The following is a 21,414-nucleotide window of genomic DNA, read 5'->3' as shown; positions in this document are numbered from 1 at the left end:
TTCAAAGACACTGGGGAATGTCTTATAAATTAGGGAGGAACAGCTTCGATACATATACTATAAAAGGTGAATGTGACCTCTATGTGAACATAGAGTGAAAGATATGGGGATTTGAAAAATAGTACATATGAAATTGTTATTGCTAGCAATATTGAGTTAGGATATATAGTTTTCCAGCATAAAAGAAAAAAGAAGTCTGAATATAAATAAAAGTTGTAATCTATGAAAAAAAGGATTATGCTCAACTATATTATAAGAATATAAGGTTTGTCCCAATTCTTTAAGGGCTTTTAAAAAGCTTTTTATTTATGAAGGGAAAGCTTCACTTTAATAAGGGAGTTAGTGATATGGAAGTAACAAAAAAACAAGGGCTGTATAATCGTCTTATACGATTAAACCCACCACAAATATTAGCGTTAGGTTTTTTCTGCTTAATTGTGGTTGGCGGTTTGTTATTAAAGTTACCATTCGCAACGAAAGCACATATTAGTTGGGTAGATGCTTTCTTTACAGCAACGTCAGCAGCGACCGTAACTGGTTTGGGAGTAGTGGATACAGCAAGTACATTTACGATGTTTGGCGAAATTGTTATTATGTTTTTAATTCAAACAGGTGGTCTAGGTCTTATGACAATTGCCATTTTAATTGTTTGGGTATTAGGCAAAAAAATCGGATTACGCCATCGTTTATTAATTGGAGAAGCGTTTAATCAAACAAATATAGGTGGTCTTGTAAAATTAGTAAAGCGTGTCTTTATATTTTCGATTTGTATTGAGCTTATTGGGGTCATCTTTTTATCGTTTCGCTTTATTCCAGAGTTTGGTTTTGGAAAAGGTTTATACTATAGTATTTTTCATGTAATTGCATCTTATAATAATGCAGGCTTTGCTTTATGGCCAGATAATTTAACAAGATATGTAGGAGATCCCATTATTAATATTGGGATTTGCTCTTTAATTGTAATAGGTGGACTCGGTTTTACCGTATTAATTGATATATGGTATAGTCGCAGTTTTCGAAAATTATCACTTCACTCAAAAATAATGATTATTGGAACAGTAGTGCTAAATGTTATAGCAATGATTGTAATTTTTGTATTGGAATATAATAATGTGAAGACGTTAGGGAATTTATCTTTAAATGAAAAACTATGGGCTTCCTTCTTTCAAGGTATTACCCCGCGGACAGCTGGATTTAATACGGTTGACTATGGAGGTATGGAAGAATCATCTATATTATTTACGATGATTTTAATGTTTATTGGTGCAGGAAGTGTATCAACAGGTGGAGGAATTAAATTAACAACGTTTGTTATCTTAATTACATCTGTCCTTTCTTTCTTTAGAAAAAAGGAGGAAATTGTTTTATTTCAGCGTACAATTAAAATGTCGACAGTAACGAGGGCCTTAGCGATTGCTGTTGCCAGTCAAATACTTATTTTTGCAGCGGTATTTATATTAATGCTTACAGAAAACTTCAGCTTTATTCAATTATTATTTGAGACAATATCAGCGTTTGGTACAGTCGGATTAACGATGGGAATTACTGCAAAGCTATCGGCATTCGGAAAATGTATTATTATGTTTGTTATGTTCTGCGGATTAATTGGACCATTAACACTTGTGTTCTCTTTAGCGCGACCAGCAAAACAAAAAATAAAATATCCATCGGAAGATGTGTTTACAGGATAAGGTATCCCGCGTTAAGCGAGATACCTTTTTCTTTTTTAGAAAAGGGAGAACAATAAACCAATAAGTGCTACTCGGAATAAAATTGCGATAAGTGCAGCAATCCCACCGACAACTGCAGCGATACCGCCAGTTACAGTAGCTCCGCGATTATAAGCGTAAATACCGAGTAAAACAGAAACAAGACCAAATAGTGTTGGGAATGTAAATAGCGATAAGATAGATAGCGCAAGAGCGATAAAACCAGCAGTTGATCCAGCAGCGGACGATTTTACAACATCTTTATCGTCTTTATCATCGTAATCATAATCAATGCGTTGTGGTGCAACCTCAGCGGCATACTCTTCTTTATAGTCACTATAATCACTATCTATTCTATCTCTTCTTTTATAATCATCAAATTTCTCAGTCAAAGTCATGGCTCCTTTCATAACAAGGTTCAATAGTAGTATGTATCTCTTTTTCTTTTTTATCCCGCATTAACGGGCAGTAATATCTATTAAAAGGAGGAAAATGTTTTCTTGAAATAGGAAAAGTTAGTATGACTTCCTCTATTTTGGAAAGTATAAAAAGGAATAATGAGGAAAGGGTGCAATACATAATGGAACATCCAATTGAAAATTTAATGAAAACGGCAATGACAAATTTAAAAGAGATGGTAGATGTAAATACAATTGTTGGGAGCCCGGTTTCAACAGCTGACGGAAATGTTGTATTAACAGTATCTCAAGTGGCTTTTGGTTTTGGAGCTGGTGGAAGTGATTTTAAAGGGGGTTTCATTACTGAAAAACATAACGGTGGGCAAAATCAGCATAAAGAGAACAAGCAAGGGCATCCATTTGGAGGAGGAAGCGGGGCTGGGGTTTCTATTAGTCCAGTAGCTTTTTTAGTAGTTGGTTCTAATGGGGTGCAAGTATTACATCTCAACAGCAGTACACATTTAATTGAAAAGGCTTTAAGTACTGTACCAAGCACTGTAGATAAATTTGTGAATGGTCGTCAAAAGTGAACTTGCATTTTTTAGGAATTATGATATATTAGAAAAAGTGCGCTTTAGGATGATCGGAATAATTGAAATGTAAATATATATGATGTGTGGAATAAGGGAGAGGAATTTATGATTAATATCAAAAACTTAGTAGTTGGCTTATTTATGTTAGTAAGCGGCTTTGTTGTATATGTAATAAAAGAAAAAGCTCCATTCTAAAACAGACAAACCGTTAATGTCTGTTTTTAATTTGCGGAAAAATATTGACAAGCTATTGTATTGGTGTTAGAATTTTAATTCGTGTCTCGGTTACAGCTAGTGTAAAGTAAATATCTCTTATGAATGCAATACGAAAAGTTTGCGAAAGATCGGGTAATTTTATCAACAACTTTTGTGAACAAACCCTATAAATTGTATTTGTAAGCTATATATGTATACTAGTGAATCAAGGAGCGGTCAGTGGAACCGTAATGATGAGAGAGAGGTAGGGCTTTCATCCAGTATATGTTACTTTCCCGTTAGGTGAATATAAAAAAGAGGACTCCTTTTAAAAGGAGTCCTCTTTCATTTTTTAAGTGCGACTTTCAACTTGTTGACAAATTTCATCCGTTGTTAAACCGTGAGCTGTAATGACTGATCCTTTAATTGATGCATCTGCAATGCCCATTACATTAGAATCTTGCCCAGTTACAACGCAACAATCACACCCTTGTGTATCCTGTTCTGAGTTAAGTGTAACAACTTCATGACCTTGTTGCTGAAGAGCTTGTTGAACGTCTGTTAATGAGTTTTCAACGCCAATTCTAGCCATAATTCTCACCTCCTACCATCTAATTGCTAGTATGCTCAAGTTCACTGCATTTATGAAAAGACGGTAGGAAGTAAATCTTTGTTTAGTCGTTATATACGCCAGTAAGCATTTGACTAACGAATTGATCGTTTAATGTATCTTGGGCAGAAGAAGTATTTGAATGGATGTCGATTGAAGCAATAAAATGATTATGTTCTTGCGTATTTGGTTCTACCTCTACGTAATTATCGAATTTACAAAAACCTTTCGTATCCATTAGATCAAATAATTGCAGCATTTCTACTACCTCTTGTCTCGTTCCTTTAATTTGTACACACGCCATATTTATTTCCTCCTTCATTTTGACAAATTGTTTTTTAAAAATAGGATTATGATTACGAAATGAAAAATATGAATGTTATTTTTAGACAGCGCTATTTTTGTTATTTCCCCCCTTTTTCAGCAAAAGTCGTTATATATTCCCGGATTTATAAAATCGGACGTCCGTTTATTGAATACAATAGATTCGTATCAATTGATGAAAATCCTTCTTTTAAACAAATATTTTTTTAGTGGAAATTGGCGAAAAAAATTTTTTGACTTTTTGTAAACGTTAACAATGTTGTTAAATCAATATAAGTAAAGAAGTACGTACGATTAAAAATTATAAATTTTCTAAAAATTCACTTGATTTATTTAGAAAGGAGAGTAAACTAGGAAACAATAAAAAATTCATAGAACATAGGAGGCGCTTCTAGTGAATGAGCAATGGATTTTCTTAAATGGAGAATTTGTTCCAAAAGATGAGGCAAAAGTTTCAGTATATGATCATGGCTATTTATATGGCGATGGAGTGTTTGAAGGAATTAGAGTTTATAGCGGTAATGTTTTCCGTTTGAGAGAGCATCTTGTCCGGTTGTATGAATCAGCAAAATCAATCCTTTTAGAAATTCCATATTCATTAGATGAAGTAACAAATATTGTTGTTGAGACGATTCGACAAAATAAATTATCTAATGGATACATTCGCCTTGTTGTATCAAGAGGAGCAGGAAATCTTGGATTGGATCCCGATTCATGTAAGAAGCCGAATGTAGTAGTAATTGCAGAACAATTATCTTTATTCCCACAAGAATATTATGAGAAAGGGATTCCAGTTGTAACAGTTGCAACGCGCCGAAATCGTCCCGATGTTTTATCCCCTCAAGTAAAATCTTTAAATTACTTAAACAATATTTTAGTTCGTATTGAAGCGAAATTAGCTGGAGTACAAGAAGCACTTATGTTAAATGATCAAGGATATGTAGCTGAAGGCTCAGGAGATAACGTGTTTATTGTTAAAGGAAATAAATTAATTACACCACCAAGTTCTGCTGGAGCGTTAGAAGGTATTACACGAAACGCCATTTTAGAAATCGGCGAAAAACTTGGATATGACGTAAGAGAAGAGTTATTTACAAGACATGATGTATATGTAGCTGATGAAGTGTTTTTAACAGGAACAGCTGCTGAAGTTATTGCTGTTACGACAGTAGATGGTAGAACGATTGGCTTAGGGCAAACAGGTCCACATACGAACCGTTTATTAGAAGAGTTTCGTAAGTTAGTTGTAGAAGATGGAGAGAAAATTTACGAAGAAAATAAAGTTGGATAACAACTTTTTTAACATAAGAAAGCGTTGATAGGGAGGAGTAGTTGATTGTGAAGCCTCACAGAGAGTCGGTGGTTGCTGAAAACCGATGGTTCACGTCGACGAACATCGCCCTTGAGTGCTAAGCTAAAGCATTTGTCTAGGCTTAGACGGTAGCTCCGTTATTAGCTAGATCCATTTATGGATCACTGAGGCAAGAGTATTCTTGCAAAGAAGGGTGGTACCGCGAAATCTTTCGTCCCTTCAGCACATAGCTGGAGTGTGGACGTAGGATTTTTTTATTGTATAAAAGTTTGAAAAAGGGGGCTTATAAGAACAATGTCTTCAAAAACGGAAGAGAAACTGGCAACTGGTGCACAGCTATTGTTAGAAGCGCTAGAAAAGGAAGGCGTAAAAGTGATTTTCGGTTATCCGGGTGGTGCCGTTTTACCTCTCTATGATGCACTGTATGATTGTGAAATTCCGCATATTTTAACAAGGCATGAGCAAGGAGCAATTCACGCTGCTGAAGGGTATGCCAGAATTACAGGGAACCCAGGGGTTGTAATTGCAACGAGTGGACCAGGTGCTACAAATGTAATTACGGGTCTAGCGGATGCGATGATTGATTCATTGCCACTTGTTGTATTTACAGGCCAAGTAGCAACAACGTTAATTGGGAGCGATGCTTTTCAAGAGGCGGATATTATGGGACTTACGATGCCAGTGACAAAACATAACTATCAAGTGCGAAAGGCCTCAGATTTACCTCGAATTATTAAAGAAGCATTTCATATTGCTAAAACAGGAAGACCAGGACCAGTCGTTATTGACCTTCCGAAAGATATGGTAGTCGAGAAAGGTGAGCGATGTAGCAATGTACAAATGGATTTACCAGGATATAACCCTAATTATGAACCGAATCTACTTCAAATAAACAAATTACTACAAGCAATTGAAACCGCAAAAAAACCGTTAATTTTAGCTGGAGCAGGTATACTGCATGCGAAAGCTTCGAAAGAATTGACAAGTTTTGCCCGTAAATATGAAATCCCTGTTGTGCATACGTTACTTGGACTTGGTGGTTTTCCGCCAGATGATGGGCTATTTCTAGGGATGGGGGGAATGCACGGTTCTTACACAGCCAATATGGCGTTATATGAATGCGACTTACTCATTAATATAGGTGCGAGATTTGACGATCGTCTTACTGGGAATTTAGCTTTTTTTGCTAAAGGGGCGACTGTTGCACATATCGATATTGATCCAGCAGAAATCGGGAAAAATGTGCCAACAGAGATTCCTATTGTTGCAAGTGCTAAGCGGGCGTTAGAAGTATTGCTTCAATCAGAAGGAAAGAAAGAAAATCATCATGAATGGCTCTCTTTATTAAAGAGTAGAAAAGAAAAGTACCCATTCTCTTATAAACGAAATTCTGAAAGTATTAAACCTCAATACGCGATTGATATGCTATATGAGATCACGAAAGGAGAAGCGATTGTAACAACAGACGTTGGGCAACATCAAATGTGGGCAGCACAATACTATCCGTTGAAAAATCCAGATAAATGGGTAACTTCTGGCGGATTAGGAACGATGGGGTTCGGATTTCCAGCAGCAATCGGTGCGCAAATTGCAAAGCCTGAAGAATTAGTTATTGCAATTGTTGGTGATGCTGGGTTTCAAATGACTCTGCAAGAATTAAGTGTATTAAAAGAACACGCTTTACCCGTTAAAGTATTTATTTTAAATAATGAAGCTTTAGGAATGGTAAGACAATGGCAAGATGAATTTTACAATCAAAGATATTCACATTCTTTATTGCCATGCCAACCAGATTTCGTCGCTCTTGCGAATGCGTATGGTATAAAAGGTGTTCGTATTGACGATCCACTTCTTGCAAAGAAGCAAATCCAGCATGCGATCGAATTACAAGAGCCAGTCGTAATCGATTGTCGTGTACTTCAATCAGAGAAGGTTATGCCGATGGTTGCACCAGGAAAAGGTGTTCACCAAATGGAGGGAGTGGAAAAAGGGTGAAGAGAATTGTTACAGCGACAGTTCGAAATCAAAGTGGTGTGTTAAACAGAATTACAGGGGTTATGACACGAAGACATTTTAATATTGAAAGTATTTCAGTAGGTCATACAGAATCATCAGATATATCGCGAATGACGATTGTTGTACACGTTGAAAGTGAACAGCAAGTTGAGCAGTTAATTAAACAACTTCATAAGCAAATCGATGTTCTGAAAGTATCAGATATTACAGAAGAAGCAATGATTGCTAGAGAGCTTGCTCTTATTAAAGTAGCAACTTCTGTAGCGAGGGCAGAATTATATAGTTTAATTGAACCATTTCGAGCCGCTGTAATAGATGTTGGGAAGGATTCCATAGTTGTGCAAGTAACAGGTACGCAAGATAAAGTAGAAGCGTTAATTGAATTACTTCGTCCATACGGTTTAAAAGAAATTGCTAGAACAGGTGTAACAGCATTTACACGTAGTATGAAAAAACAAGATAAGCAAGTTATGTTAATTCAATAATCATTTAAATATAGGGGGAAATGAAAATGGCAAAAGTTTATTATGAGAAAGATGTAACAGTAAATGTATTAAAGGAAAAGAAAGTAGCAATCATCGGATATGGCTCGCAAGGTCATGCGCATGCGCAAAATTTACGTGATAACGGATTTGATGTAGTAGTAGGTTTAAGAAAAGGTAAGTCTTGGGATAAAGCGAATGAAGATGGGTTTTCTGTATATACAGTAGCAGAAGCAGCGGAAAAAGCTGATGTAGTAATGATTCTATTACCTGATGAATTACAACCAGAAGTATATGAAGCTGAAATTGCACCAAATTTACAGGCTGGAAACTCTCTCGTGTTCGCACATGGATTTAATGTTCACTTTGATCAAGTAAAACCACCAGCTAATGTAGATGTATTTCTAGTAGCGCCAAAAGGACCGGGGCATCTCGTACGCCGTACGTTCGCCGAGGGAGGGGCTGTTCCTGCATTATTTGCAGTATATCAAGATGCAACAGGAGTTGCGACTGAAAAAGCACTTTCTTATGCTGACGGAATTGGAGCAACGAGAGCTGGTGTATTAGAAACGACGTTTAAAGAAGAAACAGAAACAGATTTATTTGGAGAGCAAGCTGTACTCTGCGGCGGAGTAACTGCACTTGTAAAAGCAGGATTTGAAACGTTAGTTGATGCGGGATACCAGCCTGAACTTGCATATTTTGAATGTTTACATGAACTGAAGCTAATCGTTGACCTTATGTATGAAGGTGGACTTGAAAATATGAGATATTCAGTTTCAGATACAGCGCAGTGGGGAGACTTTGTATCAGGACCACGCGTTGTTACTGAAGATACGAAGAAAGCGATGGGGGCAGTATTAGCAGAAATTCAAGATGGTACATTTGCAAGAGGCTGGATTGCAGAGCATAAAGCAGGAAGACCAAATTTCCACGCGACAAATGAGAAAGAGAATGAACATGAAATCGAAGTAGTAGGACGTAAATTACGTGAAATGATGCCTTTCGTACAGCCGCGAGTAAAGGTAGGGATTAAATAATATGAAGCAGATTTTGTTCATGGATACAACGCTTCGTGATGGCGAACAATCACCAGGAGTAAATTTAAATGAACAAGAGAAGTTACAAATTGCTAGGCAATTAGAGAGGCTTGGTATTCATGTAATGGAAGCTGGATTCGCGGCAGCTTCCGAAGGTGACTTCCAATCGGTAAAACGCATCGCGAATACAATTCAAAATGCTACGGTTATGAGTTTAGCTAGAGCGAAAGAAAGTGACATTCGAAGAGCATATGAAGCTGTGAAAGGTGCTGTATCTCCTCGTCTACACGTATTTCTAGCTACGAGTGATATTCATATGAAATATAAACTTTGTATGTCAAAAGAAGATGTGTTAAATAGTATTCATCGTTCGGTTACGCTTGGAAAATCATTATTTCCGACAGTACAATTTTCTGCAGAAGATGCGACAAGAACATCGAGAGCATTTTTAGCTGAAGCAGTAGAAACTGCGATTCGCGCAGGAGCGAATGTAATTAATATTCCGGATACAGTTGGATATACGAATCCGGAAGAATATTATTCTCTTTTTAGATACTTACAAGAATCCGTTCCATCATATGAAAAAGCGATTTTTTCTTGTCATTGTCACGACGATCTTGGTATGGCAGTAGCAAATTCGTTAGCTGCGGTTGAAGGCGGAGCAGTGCAAGTAGAAGGAACGATTAATGGCATTGGAGAAAGAGCAGGGAATGCAGCGTTAGAAGAAGTTGCGGTTGCTCTTCATATTAGAAAAGATTTTTATAAAGCAGAACCTTCGATGACTTTAAAAGAGATTAAGGCAACGAGTACATTAGTAAGCAGGTTAACGGGTATGGTTGTACCGAAAAATAAAGCAATCGTTGGAGCGAATGCATTTGCTCATGAATCAGGCATCCACCAAGATGGGGTTCTAAAAGAAGTAACAACTTATGAAATTATCGAACCAGCGCTTATAGGAGAATCTCAAAATCTCTTTGTACTTGGGAAACATTCTGGCCGTCATGCGTTTACGGAAAAAATGAAAGAGCTTGGTTATGAATTTACAAATGAAGAGCGAGATGCGGCATTCGAAGCATTTAAAAAATTGGCGGATCGTAAAAAGGAAATTACTGAGGAAGATTTACGCGCAATTATGCTTGGTGAAGCAGCATTTGCAGCCCAGCAATATAACATTACGCAATTACAAGTGCATTTCGTATCAAATAGTACACAATGCGCAACAGTTGTGCTGAAGGATGAGGAAGGAAATGTATATGAAGATGCAGCCACTGGTTCTGGTAGTATTGAAGCGATATACAATGCGATTCAAAGAATTTTAGGATTAGAATGTGAATTGGCAGATTATCGCATACAATCTATTACACAAGGTCAAGATGCACTTGCTCACGTTCATGTTGAATTAAAAGAAGGTAGTCACCAAATATCAGGTTTTGGAGTTGCGCAAGACGTATTGGAAGCGTCGGCGAGAGCTTATGTCCATGCAGCAGGGAAATTAAAATCTCTTATAGCGCTTGTGAAATAAATATTTGATAGGTGAGAGAAGCTTTCCTCACCTATCAAATCAAAGTTCTGAAAATTCAGTTAAAAGGAGTGTTAAAAATGGAAAAACGTATCGTTTGTTTAGCTGGTGATGGTGTTGGTCCAGAAGTTATGGAAAGTGCGAAGGAAGTATTGCATATGGTAGAAAGGCTATATGGACATCATTTTCATTTGCAAGATGAGTACTTTGGTGGTGTTGCTATCGATTTAACTGGGCAACCATTACCACAGCGAACACTTGCCGCCTGTTTAGCGAGTGATGCGGTTTTACTTGGAGCAGTAGGTGGACCAAGGTGGGATAGTGCGAAAGAAAGGCCTGAGAAAGGATTATTAGCATTAAGAAAAGGACTCGGTGTATTTGCGAATGTTCGCCCTGTAACGGTAGAAAGTGCAACTGCACATTTATCACCATTAAAAAATGCTGATGAAATTGATTTCGTTGTCGTTCGTGAATTAACAGGCGGAATTTATTTTTCTTATCCGAAAGAGCGAACGGAAGAAGTGGCGACAGATACACTTACGTATCATCGACATGAAATTGAACGTATCGTTTCGTATGCCTTTCAATTAGCAAATAAGCGGAAGAAAAAAGTAACATCTATTGATAAAGCGAATGTTTTAGAGTCTAGTAAACTATGGAGAAATGTGACAGAAGAAGTAGCACTTCGCTACCCAAATGTGGAAGTAGAACACATTTTAGTAGATGCAGCGGCTATGGAATTAATTCGGAATCCAGGAAGATTTGACGTTATTGTAACGGAAAATTTATTTGGTGATATTTTAAGTGATGAGGCTTCAGTATTAGCTGGATCATTAGGAATGCTTCCATCAGCAAGTCACGCTGAAAAGGGGCCTTCATTATACGAGCCTATTCACGGATCAGCACCGGATATTGCGGGGAAAAATAAGGCGAATCCAATTGCGATGATGCGTTCTGTTGCAATGATGCTTGGGCAATCGTTCGGATTAACGAGAGAAGGATGTGCAATTGAAGAAGCAATTTCTGCAGTCCTTAAATCTGGAAAATGTACAGCAGATATCGGGGGGACTGAAACGACAACTTCATTTACAAAGGCAGTTATTCAAGAAATGGAAGAGCAAGCGTTAGTAGGGAGAGGAAGATAATGGGGAAAAGGTTACTAGATAAGCTTTGGGAAAGACATGTAGTTGCGACAAATGAAAATGGATTGGATTTATTATATATCGATCTACATCTTGTTCATGAAGTAACGTCACCGCAAGCCTTTGAAGGCTTGCGGCTTACAAATCGAACAGTCCGCAGACCAGATTTAACATTTGCAACGATGGATCATAATATTCCAACGAAAGATGTTTGGAATATTACCGACCGCATTGCGAAGCAGCAACTAGATACACTTCGGGAAAACTGTAAACAATTTCAGGTGCCATTAGCGGATATCGGAGATGAAGAGCAAGGGATCGTTCATGTTATAGGACCAGAACTTGGACTCACACAGCCAGGAAAAACGATTGTTTGTGGTGATAGTCATACAGCAACACACGGTGCTTTTGGCGCACTAGCGTTTGGTATTGGTACGAGTGAAGTGGAACATGTATTGGCAACGCAAACGTTATGGCAACGAAAGCCGAAAGCGATGGGCATTGAGTTAAAAGGAAAGTTACCGCAAGGTGTTTATGCGAAAGATATTATTTTACACCTTCTTTCAAAGTACGGAGTAGCAGTTGGAACAGGTTACGTAATGGAATTTTACGGAGAGACCATTCATGCTATGGATATGGAAGAGAGGATGACGCTTTGCAATATGGCAATTGAAGGGGGAGCAAAGGCTGGCATTATTGCGCCAGATGAAAAAACGGTTGCTTACGTAAAAGGGCGTAAATATGCGCCGAAAGACTATGAATCTATTAAGGAAAAATGGTCAGAACTTTATACAGATTTAGATGCAGCTTATGATTTACATATTCTAGTAGATGTTACGGATTTAGCGCCGTACGTTACGTGGGGAACAAATCCTAGTATGGGTGTTCGGATTGATGAGAAATTGCCAGAAAAGCATGATGAAAATGACGAAAGAGCGTTTTCTTATATGGGGTTGAGTCCTGGACAAAGTACGTATGACATTCCAGTTCAACATGTTTTCATTGGATCTTGTACAAATTCTAGGCTTTCTGATTTAGAAATTGCTGCATCTGTCGTGAAAGGTAAAAAAGTAAAAGAAGGTGTGCGAGCACTTGTTGTACCTGGATCTCAAAGGGTAAGAGAAGCAGCGATGCATAAAGGATTACATCGCATATTTGAAGAAGCTGGATTTGAATGGAGAGAGCCCGGATGCTCAATGTGTCTAGGTATGAATCCAGATCAAGTGCCTGAAGGAGAACATTGTGCCTCTACGTCAAATCGCAATTTTGAAGGAAGACAAGGAAAGGGAGCACGAACGCATTTAGTTAGCCCGGCAATGGCGGCAGCGGCTGCGTTACATGGTCATTTTGTTGATATTAGAAAGGAGAGTTATGATGGAGCCATTTCGTATTCATAAAGGTACTGCCGCAGTACTGATGAATGATAACATTGATACAGATCAAATTATTCCGAAGCAATATTTAAAGAGAATTGAAAGAACTGGGTTTGGGAAGTTTTTATTTGATGAGTGGCGATATGATAATAATCGCCAAGAAAACCTTAATTTCCCGCTTAATGCGCAAGAAAGAAAAGGAGCCAGCATATTAATCACAGGTGATAATTTTGGATGTGGCTCTTCTAGAGAACATGCTCCATGGGCGCTTGCTGATTATGGTTTCCGCGTTATTATCGCTGGAGGATTTGCCGATATCTTTTATATGAATTGTATGAAGAATGGCATGTTACCGATTGTAATGGACAAAGATATGCGTGAACAACTTGCAAAAACAGATGCGAGGGAACAAATCACAGTTGATTTAGAAAATGAAATAATTATAACGAATATGCACAGATTCCATTTTACAATCGAGAAAATGTGGAAAGAGAAGTTATTGAATGGTTTAGATGAAATTAGTATTACAATGCAATATGAACAAGAAATAAAAGAGTATGAAAGAAAAGTGGCTTTACATTAAAAAAAGTGACGGAATATTAAAAATGTATTTACATTCAAAATTAACTGTTATATACTATGTGAAAATCAGAGGAGAAAGGGAGTAAGTATTATGAATACAATAAAATCTATTACAATGCTTACACAACTACATCATCATACATGAAACCCTTGAACCTAGCGTGAAAACGTGTAGGTACAAGGGTTATTCCCGTTGTACCTACACTCTACTGAAGAGCCTTGTAGGTATTTTGTCTACAAGGCTCTTTTTATTTTCGGCTTAGGTGAATGAAATAGGCATACATTAGAAGGGGAAAGGTGTGAAAATTTAGATGACAAAATGGAAACGGGCGAACCCGAATGGAACGAGAGATTATTTATTCGAAGAATGTACGTTAATTGAAGAAGTGGAGCAAAAATTAAGGCTTACTTTTTTAGAGAGAGGTTATGAGGAAATAAGAACACCTACAATTGAATTTTATGATGTTTTTGCATTTCAAAATAGACCGATAGATGAAGAGAAGATGTATAAATTTTTTGATGAAAAGGGAAGGATTATCGTTTTACGTCCAGATATGACAATTCCTTTAGCAAGAGTGATTGGAACACAGAGATGGGATACGCCACTTAAAGTGACGTATAGCGGGAATGTATTTCGAGCGAATGAATCCCATTCTGGAAAATATAATGAAATCGTACAAAGTGGTATTGAAGTTATCGGGATTGATAATGTAAGAGCTGAAATTGAATGTGTAATAAGTGTCATTCAAGCACTTCAAAAGTTGAAGGTGCAATCTTTTACAATTGAGATTGGGCAAGTACAGTTATATAAATGTATTGTAAAAAAGCTCTCCATCCATGATGAAGAAGAAAGGGTACTTAGAACGTATATAGAAAGTAAAAATTATGCTGCCCTCTCAAATTTTATCGGAGAAAAGAAATTAGATCGATGCGATGAGACAGTAAGATTACTTGAGAAATTACCAAGGCTATTTGGAAATTTAGAAGTTATTGAGGAGGCAGAAAAGCTTGCTTCAAGTAATGAAATGAAAATGGCAATTGCAAGAGTAAAAGAAATGTATGAAACAATTGAAACGTTAGGATATGGTTCTTACATATCAATTGATTTGGGCATGATTCAACACTTAGATTACTATACGGGTGTTATTTTCAAAGGATATATATATGAAATTGGAGAAGAAATCGTTAGTGGCGGAAGATACGATGAGCTAATTGGGAATTTTGGAGAAATGCTGCCAGCTGTTGGACTCGCGGTACAAGTAAATCAAATTGTGAAGGCGCTGCAAGAGCAGCAAGAACCATATGAACGAAATCAAATTGATATTGTGATTCATTATGAGTTAAATAGATTAGCGGAAGCAGAAAGGTTACGAAATTTACTTCGAAAGGATGGGAAAAATGCTTGGTTATCTCTATTCTCTAATTTAAGCGATACCTTTCAATTTGCAAGAAAAAATAAAATAGGAACGGTCGTTGAGGCAAAGAATGAATATTTAGTGGAATATGTATGGAATGAGAAATGGGTAGTCCAGAAAGAAGGAGAGGCTTCATGCGTAACATTCAAATTGCGTTAACGAAAGGAAGGTTAGAAAAACATGTCATTCCACTTTTTGAGCAGATTGGAATTGATTGTTCCGATCTCAAAAATAAAGGTCGGAAGCTTGTATTTCAAAGTAAAAATACAAATGTTTCATTTATTTTAGTAAAAGCGGTTGATGTTGCTACTTATGTAGAACATGGGGTAGCTGATATTGGGATCGTTGGAAAAGATATTTTAATGGAAAACGAGAAAGATATTTATGAAATGCTGGATTTAGGAGTGGGGATTTGTAAGTTTTGTGTTGCTTCTATTCCTACGTATAATCCGAAGAGTTACCGGAAGAAAAGAATTGCTACGAAATACCCGCATATTACTTCTACTTATTTTCATGATAAGGGAGAGGATGTAGAAATAATTAAAATAGAAGGTTCTGTAGAAATCGCTCCTCTTCTTGGATTGGCAGATGCGATTGTAGATATTGTTGAAACAGGAAAAACATTACAAGAGAATGGACTTATTGTATTTGAGGAAATGCACTCTATATCGGCTCGGATGATTGTAAATAAGGCAGCCTTAAAAACTAAAAAAGACGAAATATTCAGTATTATAAATATGATGGAGCAAGAAATCTTATCAGGGAAATAGGAGGACTTAAAATGAAAATCATTTATGAAGACTTTAAGGAGGCATTATCTAAAGTAAAAGTGCTAAGAGAAAACGCTAATATAATAGAAGAAACTGTTCAAAGAAGTGTAAGAGAAATCATTAGAAATGTAAGGGAAGGGAAAGATGAAGCTTTATCTTTCTATACCAAAAAGTTTGATGGTGTAGAGATGAAAGATTTTCGTGTAAGTGAAGAAGAAATACAGCAAGCGAGTATGTTTGTAACGAATTCATTTTTAGAAGCTTTAAAAGAGGCGAAGAAAAACATTGTTTCGTATCACGAAAAGCAAAAGAAGCACTCAATATTCGATTGTGAAAGTAAAGGCATAATTAGAGGGCAACTCATTCGGCCGTTAGAAAATGTAGGTGTATATGTACCGGGTGGGACAGCCTCATATCCTTCTTCAGTATTAATGAATGTATTGCCGGCGAAACTCGCAGGTGTGAAAAAGATTGTAATGGTAACACCGCCGAGGAAAGGAGGAATTGATCCGCATATATTAGCTGCTGCAAATCTTGCGGGAGTAGATGAAATTTATACGATAGGTGGCGCGCAAGCAATTGCTGCTTTAGCATACGGGACGGAATCGATTCCGAAAGTGGATAAAATAGTTGGACCGGGAAATTTGTATGTCGCTCTAGCGAAGCGAGAAGTATACGGAATAGTAAATATTGATATGATTGCTGGTCCATCAGAAATTGTAGTTGTCGCGGATGAAACAGGTAATGCAAAATATATCGCAGCGGATTTATTATCGCAAGCAGAGCATGATGAGAGAGCAACGGCGGTTTGTATTACAACGAATATGGAACTAGCTAAAGAAGTAGAAAAAGAGATAGAAAGACAGTTAGAAATGTTACCAAGAAGTGAAATTGCACGTGAATCAATAAATAGAAATGGAGCCATCTTTATCGTTCCTTCTTTAGAGGAGGCACTAAAGTTATCAAATGAAATTGCTCCAGAACATTTAGAGTTACATATAAAAGAACCGATGAATGCTCTAGATTATGTGAAACATGCAGGTTCTATTTTCCTTGGGTCATATGCACCTGAACCGCTCGGGGATTATTTAGCGGGACCGAATCATGTATTACCAACGAGCGGAACGGCAAGATTTTTTTCTCCGTTATCAGTCGATGATTTCGTGAAAAAATCAAGTTTTATTTCTTATACGGAGGAAGCATTAAAAAATGTACAGCATCACATTGTAGAGCTTGCAAATAAAGAAGGGTTACATGCACATGCGAGAGCAATCCAAATAAGGTTTGAGGAGGAAAAATAATGCGTCAGTCCAGTCAAGTACGTGAGACGACAGAAACAAAAATTAAATTAAATTTGCAGCTTGATGAAAGTACAAATGTATCTATTCAAACAGGGGTTGGTTTTTTCGATCATATGCTTACTTTATTTGCTAGACATGGAAGATTTGGATTGCAAGTTGAAGCAGAAGGGGATGCATTTGTCGATGCACATCACACCGTTGAAGATGTTGGAATTGTACTCGGAAATTGCTTGAAAGAAGCATTGCAAAACAAAGAGGGAATTAATCGTTACGGTTCTGCGTATGTACCGATGGATGAATCTTTAGGATTTGTCGCAATTGATATAAGTGGACGCTCATATTGTGTATTTCAAGGGGAATTAACAAATCCGAAGCTTGGGGATTTTGATACAGAATTGACGGAAGAATTTTTTAGAGCAGTTGCACATGCTGCCAATATTACATTACATGCGCGCGTTCTATACGGAAGTAATACGCATCACAAAATTGAAGCAGTATTTAAAGCTTTTGGTAGAGCGCTTAGAGAAGCGGTCGAAAAAAATGCCAACATTACTGGTGTAAATTCAACGAAAGGGATGTTGTAATTGATTGCCATTATAGATTATGGAATGGGGAATATTCGCAGTGTAGAGCAAGCATTAAAATATATTGGGGCAGAGTACATTGTAACGAGTGATAAAGAAGAGATATTGAGAAGCGATGGCGTGATTTTACCGGGAGTAGGTGCATTTCCGAAAGCGATGGACGTATTAGAAGAAAGAGATTTAGTGTGTGTACTAAAAGAGGTTTGTGATATAGGAAAACCTCTCCTCGGTATATGTTTGGGCATGCAGCTTTTATTTGAACGAAGTGAGGAACTAAAAGATTGTAGCGGATTAGGTTTACTACCAGGGGAAATTCGTAAGTTAAAAGTTTCGTATAAAATTCCTCATATGGGATGGAATGAATTAAGGAAGGAAAGAGAATTTCCGCTTTGGAATGGATTAGTGGATGGTTCTTTCGTTTATTATGTTCACTCATATTACGCGGATTGTCCAGATGAAATTGTATGCGGAGTAAGTGATTATGGAATGCAAGTACCAGGGTTTGTAGCGAAAGGAAATGTATTTGGTGCACAGTTTCATCCAGAAAAAAGTGGTGAAATTGGCATGCAAATATTAAAAAATTTTCAAGGGGTGGTAGAAGCATGGAAATCTTCCCAGCTATCGATTTAAAAGAAGGACGATGCGTTAGACTTTATCAAGGAGAGTTTAGTAAAGAAACGGTGATGAATGAAGATCCGGTAGCGCAGGCAATCATATTTGAAAAGCTTGGAGCGGAAATACTACACATTGTTGATTTAGACGGTGCAATTGCTGGCGAGTCGTTAAATTTGCCCGTCATTGAAAAAATCTGTAAGGCGGTACGTATTCCTGTGCAAGTGGGAGGAGGAATTCGTTCACTTGTAGCGGTGGAGAAGTTATTGTCAGTAGGTGTAGAAAAAGTGATTTTAGGAACAGCAGCTCTTTATGATAAGTCATTTTTAGAGGAAGCAGTTCGTCTATATAAAGAGAAAATCATTGTTGGAATTGATGCGAAAAATGGTTTCGTAGCAACGAGAGGTTGGCTTGATCTGTCTGAAATTTCTTATATTAGTTTAGCGAAACAAATGGAAAGTTTAGGTGTTCAAACGATTGTGTTTACAGACATTTCGAAAGACGGGACGCTTGCAGGGCCAAATTTTGAACAATTGGCGTTACTTCAAAAAAGTGTGGGCATTCGTCTCATTGCCTCTGGAGGAGTGGCATCTATTCAAGATGTGAAAAAGTTAAATGATATGAATATCTATGGTGTCATAATTGGAAAGGCGCTTTACGAGAAAACGATTGATTTAGAAGAAGTGTTACAGGTAACGAAGTTATGTTAGCGAAACGAATTATTCCATGTCTAGATGTGAAAGAAGGGCGAGTCGTAAAGGGTGTAAATTTTATAGGATTACAAGATGTCGGTGATCCGGTTGAAATAGCTGAAGCATATAACGTGGCAGGGGCAGATGAAATCGTATTTTTAGATATTACAGCGACTCATGAAGGAAGAAAAACGATTATAGATGTTGTAGAAAAAACAGCAGCTAAAGTATTTATTCCTCTTACGGTTGGCGGGGGGATTTCAAGTGTGAAAGATATGTACAATTTACTAAGAGCTGGAGCAGACAAAGTTTCAATAAACTCAGCGGCAGTGCGAAACCCGAAGCTAATAGAAGAGGGCGCAGAACACTTTGGATCACAATGTATTGTCGTGGCAATTGACGCTAGAAAAGTAGCAGAAGATAAATGGAACGTATACGTCAACGGCGGAAGAGTTGACACAGGAATGGATGCCATAGAATGGGCGAATCGTGTTGTTAAGCTCGGGGCGGGTGAAATTTTGTTAACGAGTATGGATGCAGATGGAACGAAAAGTGGATATGATCTTCGTTTAACAGAAGAAATTTCAAAAAGTGTTTCCATTCCAGTCATCGCATCAGGAGGCTGTGGTCATACGGATCACATTATAGAAGTTTTTCAAAAGACAACAGTTGATGCAGCATTAGCGGCATCCATCTTTCATTATGGTGAGGCGACAGTGCAGAGTGTAAAGCGAAAATTAAGAGATGCAAATGTTGAGGTGCGGTTATGAAACCTAATTTTTCAAAAGGATTAATACCGGCAATTGTCATCGAAGAAGGTACGAAAGAAGTTTTAATGCTAGCTTATATGAATGAAGAAGCATATGAAAAAACGTTAGAGACGAAAAGAACATGGTTTTACTCTCGTTCGAGGCAGTCGTTATGGAATAAGGGAGAAACATCAGGGAATGTTCAATATGTGCAATCTCTATACTTAGATTGTGATCAAGATTCAATTGTTGTGAATGTGAAACAAGTAGGACCTGCTTGTCATACGGGGGAGAAGACATGTTTTCACTATCAAATTATATAGGGGGATACATATGGAAAATGCCTTTAAGTTGCTGTATAAAACAATTGAAGAACGAAAGGAAAGCCCACTTCCTGAATCGTATACAAATTATTTATTTTCAAAAGGAGAAGATAAAATTTTAAAGAAAATTGGTGAAGAGTGTGCTGAAGTAATTATCGCATGTAAAAATAATGATAAAGAAGAAGTAGTGAAAGAAATGGTTGATGTATTTTATCACTGTTTCGTTTTATTAGCTGAAAAAAATATCGCATTGGAAGATGTCATGCGAGAGGTGAAAGAACGAAATGGAAAGCTTTCGAGAGTTGGGGATAGAAGGGAAATAGATACATTATAAGGGGGAATGTATATGAAAGTAGATTATCATCTTCACTTAGAAGAAGGACCGTATTCAATAGGATGGCTTGCTAAAATAAATGAAGCGTTGGAATGTTATGAACCGCTTCAAGAAAGGCATTCTATGGATTGGCTTATGAAAACACAAGAGCGTTTGCAAAAACGTGTGAAGGAAGGGCCATTTACAACAGAATGGATAGATCTATATTTAGAAGAAGCTGTGCGAAAAGGAATAAAAGAAGTGGGAATTGTTGATCATCTATATCGTTTTCATGAAGCGAAAGGATATTATGAAAAATATGTAGATATTAGTGATTCTAAGCTCGGTCGTATACAGAAAGAATGGTTAGATCAAGTAAGGGTAGTTTCACTGTATGATTTTACAAAGGCAATTGAAGAGGCGAAAGAACGATGGAGTAAAAGAGGTGTCACACTTAAACTTGGAATTGAAGCGGATTATTTTATTGGTTGTGAAGGAGAGTTAAAAGAATTATTAGCGCTAGGAGACTTTGATTATGTAATTGGCTCCGTTCATTTTCTAAATGGCTGGGGATTTGATAATCCAGATACGAAAGAATATTTTGAGGTGCATGACCTACGCGCATTATACGATACGTTTTTTAAAACAGTTGAGAGTGCGATTCGTACCGAGTTATTTGATATTATCGCTCATCTAGATAATATAAAGGTATTTAATTATCGATTGGATGAGAATGAACAGCTTTCTTATTATGAGGAAATTGCCTGTGCGTTAGTAGAAACGAATACGGCAACAGAAATAAATGCAGGATTGTACTATCGTTATCCTGTTCGTGAAATGTGTCCAAGTCCACTATATTTACAAGTATTAGCTAAGTATGGTGTTCCAATTACGATTTCTTCGGATGCCCATTATCCAAATGATTTAGGGAACTATGTACAAGAGAATGTACAAACATTACGAGCGCACGGTGTTACTCAGGTTGCAACATTTACGAAGCGAGCAAGAGTAATGAGGTCGCTTGAAGAAGAAGTAACAAATTCAAAATGAAACGCAATTTTTTGATGAAAACCACCCTTTTTGTTCAAAATAAGAAAGAATGAAAAGGAGGGTAAGAAATGGCGAAACAACAAAATAAACAAAATGTACAAGTTGCACAGCAACAAGCTTATACTTCTGAAACGAATGCTGCATCTCAATCGGTTATTGAGGAGCAAATTAGCGATACGGTTGCAGAAGGAACTATTGATGTGAAGCTCGGAAAAGAATCGCAGGAAAAAGCGTAAGAAGAGGGGAGAGTTGCATCTCCTCTTTTTTCATGGAAAAGTGTCGATTTTCAAAACTATAATCAAATTCCTTG

The 21,414-nt window shown here is 37.3% G+C and carries 25 protein-coding genes and 1 other annotated feature; of the genes, 22 read left to right on the top strand and 3 right to left on the bottom strand.

Annotated elements, in window-relative coordinates; genetic code table 11:
* The first annotated feature begins 347 nt into the window (after positions 1-347).
* Positions 348-1,691 carry a TrkH family potassium uptake protein gene (locus tag IBT51_RS24410; protein WP_000454115.1) on the top strand — a complete coding sequence of 448 codons (1,344 nt, stop codon included), beginning with the start codon at positions 348-350 and terminating at the stop codon, positions 1,689-1,691.
* 35 nt (positions 1,692-1,726) lie between these two features.
* On the opposite strand, the gene IBT51_RS24405 is transcribed toward IBT51_RS24410, so the two are convergent.
* Positions 1,727-2,101: a hypothetical protein gene (locus IBT51_RS24405; RefSeq protein WP_000136546.1), complete on the bottom strand. Its 375-nt coding sequence runs from the start codon at positions 2,099-2,101 to the stop codon at positions 1,727-1,729.
* A 128-nt stretch (positions 2,102-2,229) separates the two neighbouring features.
* Between IBT51_RS24405 and ytfJ the strand changes: the two genes are divergently transcribed.
* Complete coding sequence (ytfJ, locus tag IBT51_RS24400; protein ID WP_069355290.1) at positions 2,230-2,697, top strand: GerW family sporulation protein; 468 nt, start codon at positions 2,230-2,232, stop codon at positions 2,695-2,697.
* A gap of 108 nt (positions 2,698-2,805) precedes the next feature.
* Entirely contained in the window at positions 2,806-2,895 is a 90-nt protein-coding gene (locus tag IBT51_RS24395; RefSeq protein ID WP_000608227.1) for a hypothetical protein, read from the top strand.
* A gap of 352 nt (positions 2,896-3,247) precedes the next feature.
* On the opposite strand, the gene IBT51_RS24390 is transcribed toward IBT51_RS24395, so the two are convergent.
* A complete protein-coding gene (locus IBT51_RS24390) occupies positions 3,248-3,487 on the bottom strand; it encodes a YkuS family protein (RefSeq protein WP_069355291.1) in 240 nt (79 codons plus the stop codon).
* Positions 3,488-3,569: 82 nt separating this feature from the next.
* Positions 3,570-3,809, bottom strand: coding sequence for a DUF3911 family protein (locus tag IBT51_RS24385; protein ID WP_000752514.1), 240 nt, complete (start codon positions 3,807-3,809; stop codon positions 3,570-3,572).
* Between the two features lie 414 nt (positions 3,810-4,223).
* Here IBT51_RS24385 and ilvE point away from each other — a divergent pair, with 414 nt between their 5' ends.
* The 19 genes from ilvE to IBT51_RS24290 all read left to right on the top strand — a co-directional run bounded on the left by ilvE (position 4,224) and on the right by IBT51_RS24290 (position 21,340).
* Positions 4,224-5,120: a branched-chain-amino-acid transaminase gene (gene ilvE / locus IBT51_RS24380; RefSeq protein ID WP_001005486.1), complete on the top strand. Its 897-nt coding sequence runs from the start codon at positions 4,224-4,226 to the stop codon at positions 5,118-5,120.
* Positions 5,121-5,135: 15 nt separating this feature from the next.
* Positions 5,136-5,363: a binding site (T-box leader), on the top strand.
* A gap of 72 nt (positions 5,364-5,435) precedes the next feature.
* Positions 5,436-7,136, top strand: coding sequence for an acetolactate synthase large subunit (ilvB, locus tag IBT51_RS24375; RefSeq protein WP_064531909.1), 1,701 nt, complete (start codon positions 5,436-5,438; stop codon positions 7,134-7,136).
* Positions 7,133-7,642, top strand: a complete 510-nt coding sequence (gene ilvN, locus IBT51_RS24370) for an acetolactate synthase small subunit (RefSeq protein WP_000822952.1) — start codon at positions 7,133-7,135, stop codon at positions 7,640-7,642. Before ilvB ends, ilvN begins: the two co-directional genes overlap by 4 nt.
* 26 nt (positions 7,643-7,668) lie before the next feature.
* Entirely contained in the window at positions 7,669-8,679 is a 1,011-nt protein-coding gene (gene ilvC / locus IBT51_RS24365) for a ketol-acid reductoisomerase (RefSeq protein ID WP_001151740.1), read from the top strand.
* Position 8,680: 1 nt separating this feature from the next.
* Positions 8,681-10,201, top strand: a complete 1,521-nt coding sequence (gene leuA, locus IBT51_RS24360) for a 2-isopropylmalate synthase (protein ID WP_000809597.1) — start codon at positions 8,681-8,683, stop codon at positions 10,199-10,201.
* A gap of 77 nt (positions 10,202-10,278) precedes the next feature.
* Positions 10,279-11,343: a 3-isopropylmalate dehydrogenase gene (gene leuB / locus IBT51_RS24355; protein ID WP_200458387.1), complete on the top strand. Its 1,065-nt coding sequence runs from the start codon at positions 10,279-10,281 to the stop codon at positions 11,341-11,343.
* Entirely contained in the window at positions 11,343-12,737 is a 1,395-nt protein-coding gene (gene leuC, locus IBT51_RS24350; protein ID WP_200458386.1) for a 3-isopropylmalate dehydratase large subunit, read from the top strand. The genes leuB and leuC overlap by 1 nt, the downstream gene beginning before the upstream one ends.
* Positions 12,715-13,296 carry a 3-isopropylmalate dehydratase small subunit gene (gene leuD, locus IBT51_RS24345; protein ID WP_088022046.1) on the top strand — a complete coding sequence of 194 codons (582 nt, stop codon included), beginning with the start codon at positions 12,715-12,717 and terminating at the stop codon, positions 13,294-13,296. Before leuC ends, leuD begins: the two co-directional genes overlap by 23 nt.
* Before the next feature lie 310 nt (positions 13,297-13,606).
* Positions 13,607-14,869, top strand: a complete 1,263-nt coding sequence (locus IBT51_RS24340; RefSeq protein ID WP_000170292.1) for an ATP phosphoribosyltransferase regulatory subunit — start codon at positions 13,607-13,609, stop codon at positions 14,867-14,869.
* Complete coding sequence (hisG, locus tag IBT51_RS24335; RefSeq protein WP_029441809.1) at positions 14,845-15,480, top strand: ATP phosphoribosyltransferase; 636 nt, start codon at positions 14,845-14,847, stop codon at positions 15,478-15,480. Before IBT51_RS24340 ends, hisG begins: the two co-directional genes overlap by 25 nt.
* Positions 15,481-15,491: 11 nt before the next feature.
* Positions 15,492-16,781, top strand: coding sequence for a histidinol dehydrogenase (gene hisD, locus IBT51_RS24330; protein WP_200458385.1), 1,290 nt, complete (start codon positions 15,492-15,494; stop codon positions 16,779-16,781).
* Positions 16,781-17,365: an imidazoleglycerol-phosphate dehydratase HisB gene (gene hisB, locus IBT51_RS24325; RefSeq protein ID WP_053564914.1), complete on the top strand. Its 585-nt coding sequence runs from the start codon at positions 16,781-16,783 to the stop codon at positions 17,363-17,365. Before hisD ends, hisB begins: the two co-directional genes overlap by 1 nt.
* Complete coding sequence (gene hisH, locus IBT51_RS24320) at positions 17,366-17,995, top strand: imidazole glycerol phosphate synthase subunit HisH (RefSeq protein WP_053564913.1); 630 nt, start codon at positions 17,366-17,368, stop codon at positions 17,993-17,995.
* Positions 17,968-18,687, top strand: coding sequence for a 1-(5-phosphoribosyl)-5-[(5-phosphoribosylamino)methylideneamino]imidazole-4-carboxamide isomerase (gene hisA, locus IBT51_RS24315; protein ID WP_000402296.1), 720 nt, complete (start codon positions 17,968-17,970; stop codon positions 18,685-18,687). Before hisH ends, hisA begins: the two co-directional genes overlap by 28 nt.
* Positions 18,681-19,439, top strand: coding sequence for an imidazoleglycerol phosphate synthase cyclase subunit (hisF, locus tag IBT51_RS24310; protein WP_000880113.1), 759 nt, complete (start codon positions 18,681-18,683; stop codon positions 19,437-19,439). The genes hisA and hisF overlap by 7 nt, the downstream gene beginning before the upstream one ends.
* Positions 19,436-19,741: a phosphoribosyl-AMP cyclohydrolase gene (hisI, locus tag IBT51_RS24305; protein ID WP_000803964.1), complete on the top strand. Its 306-nt coding sequence runs from the start codon at positions 19,436-19,438 to the stop codon at positions 19,739-19,741. Before hisF ends, hisI begins: the two co-directional genes overlap by 4 nt.
* 10 nt (positions 19,742-19,751) lie before the next feature.
* Positions 19,752-20,075: a phosphoribosyl-ATP diphosphatase gene (hisE, locus tag IBT51_RS24300; RefSeq protein ID WP_000426355.1), complete on the top strand. Its 324-nt coding sequence runs from the start codon at positions 19,752-19,754 to the stop codon at positions 20,073-20,075.
* Positions 20,076-20,087: 12 nt separating this feature from the next.
* The gene (locus tag IBT51_RS24295; protein WP_000861843.1) at positions 20,088-21,104 is read left to right on the top strand and encodes a histidinol phosphate phosphatase domain-containing protein; all 1,017 of its coding nucleotides are present in this window, start codon (positions 20,088-20,090) and stop codon (positions 21,102-21,104) included.
* 68 nt (positions 21,105-21,172) lie between these two features.
* The gene (locus IBT51_RS24290; RefSeq protein ID WP_001118893.1) at positions 21,173-21,340 is read left to right on the top strand and encodes a DUF4025 domain-containing protein; all 168 of its coding nucleotides are present in this window, start codon (positions 21,173-21,175) and stop codon (positions 21,338-21,340) included.
* The last annotated feature ends 74 nt before the right edge of the window (positions 21,341-21,414 follow it).

Source organism: Bacillus sp. S71 (genome assembly GCF_016625265.1).
GTDB classification, from domain to species: Bacteria; Bacillota; Bacilli; order Bacillales; family Bacillaceae_G; genus Bacillus_A; species Bacillus_A cereus.
This window is presented reverse-complemented; position numbering and strand designations above follow the sequence as displayed.

Bases quoted from the DNA above. Each gene is read 5' to 3' on its own strand.
- hisA (WP_000402296.1), top strand. From the start codon at position 17,968: ATGGAAATCTTCCCAGCTATCGATTTAAAAGAAGGACGATGCGTTAGA.
- leuD (WP_088022046.1), top strand. From the start codon at position 12,715: ATGGAGCCATTTCGTATTCATAAAGGTACTGCCGCAGTACTGATGAAT.
- ilvC (WP_001151740.1), top strand. From the start codon at position 7,669: ATGGCAAAAGTTTATTATGAGAAAGATGTAACAGTAAATGTATTAAAG.
- IBT51_RS24395 (WP_000608227.1), top strand. From the start codon at position 2,806: ATGATTAATATCAAAAACTTAGTAGTTGGCTTATTTATGTTAGTAAGC.
- leuA (WP_000809597.1), top strand. From the start codon at position 8,681: ATGAAGCAGATTTTGTTCATGGATACAACGCTTCGTGATGGCGAACAA.
- IBT51_RS24340 (WP_000170292.1), top strand. From the start codon at position 13,607: ATGACAAAATGGAAACGGGCGAACCCGAATGGAACGAGAGATTATTTA.
- IBT51_RS24410 (WP_000454115.1), top strand. From the start codon at position 348: ATGGAAGTAACAAAAAAACAAGGGCTGTATAATCGTCTTATACGATTA.
- hisE (WP_000426355.1), top strand. From the start codon at position 19,752: ATGGAAAATGCCTTTAAGTTGCTGTATAAAACAATTGAAGAACGAAAG.
- IBT51_RS24385 (WP_000752514.1), bottom strand. From the start codon at position 3,809: ATGGCGTGTGTACAAATTAAAGGAACGAGACAAGAGGTAGTAGAAATG.
- hisD (WP_200458385.1), top strand. From the start codon at position 15,492: ATGAAAATCATTTATGAAGACTTTAAGGAGGCATTATCTAAAGTAAAA.
- leuC (WP_200458386.1), top strand. From the start codon at position 11,343: ATGGGGAAAAGGTTACTAGATAAGCTTTGGGAAAGACATGTAGTTGCG.
- hisB (WP_053564914.1), top strand. From the start codon at position 16,781: ATGCGTCAGTCCAGTCAAGTACGTGAGACGACAGAAACAAAAATTAAA.
- IBT51_RS24290 (WP_001118893.1), top strand. From the start codon at position 21,173: ATGGCGAAACAACAAAATAAACAAAATGTACAAGTTGCACAGCAACAA.
- ilvB (WP_064531909.1), top strand. From the start codon at position 5,436: ATGTCTTCAAAAACGGAAGAGAAACTGGCAACTGGTGCACAGCTATTG.
- leuB (WP_200458387.1), top strand. From the start codon at position 10,279: ATGGAAAAACGTATCGTTTGTTTAGCTGGTGATGGTGTTGGTCCAGAA.
- IBT51_RS24390 (WP_069355291.1), bottom strand. From the start codon at position 3,487: ATGGCTAGAATTGGCGTTGAAAACTCATTAACAGACGTTCAACAAGCT.
- ytfJ (WP_069355290.1), top strand. From the start codon at position 2,230: ATGACTTCCTCTATTTTGGAAAGTATAAAAAGGAATAATGAGGAAAGG.
- hisI (WP_000803964.1), top strand. From the start codon at position 19,436: ATGAAACCTAATTTTTCAAAAGGATTAATACCGGCAATTGTCATCGAA.
- hisG (WP_029441809.1), top strand. From the start codon at position 14,845: ATGCGTAACATTCAAATTGCGTTAACGAAAGGAAGGTTAGAAAAACAT.
- IBT51_RS24295 (WP_000861843.1), top strand. From the start codon at position 20,088: ATGAAAGTAGATTATCATCTTCACTTAGAAGAAGGACCGTATTCAATA.
- hisF (WP_000880113.1), top strand. From the start codon at position 18,681: ATGTTAGCGAAACGAATTATTCCATGTCTAGATGTGAAAGAAGGGCGA.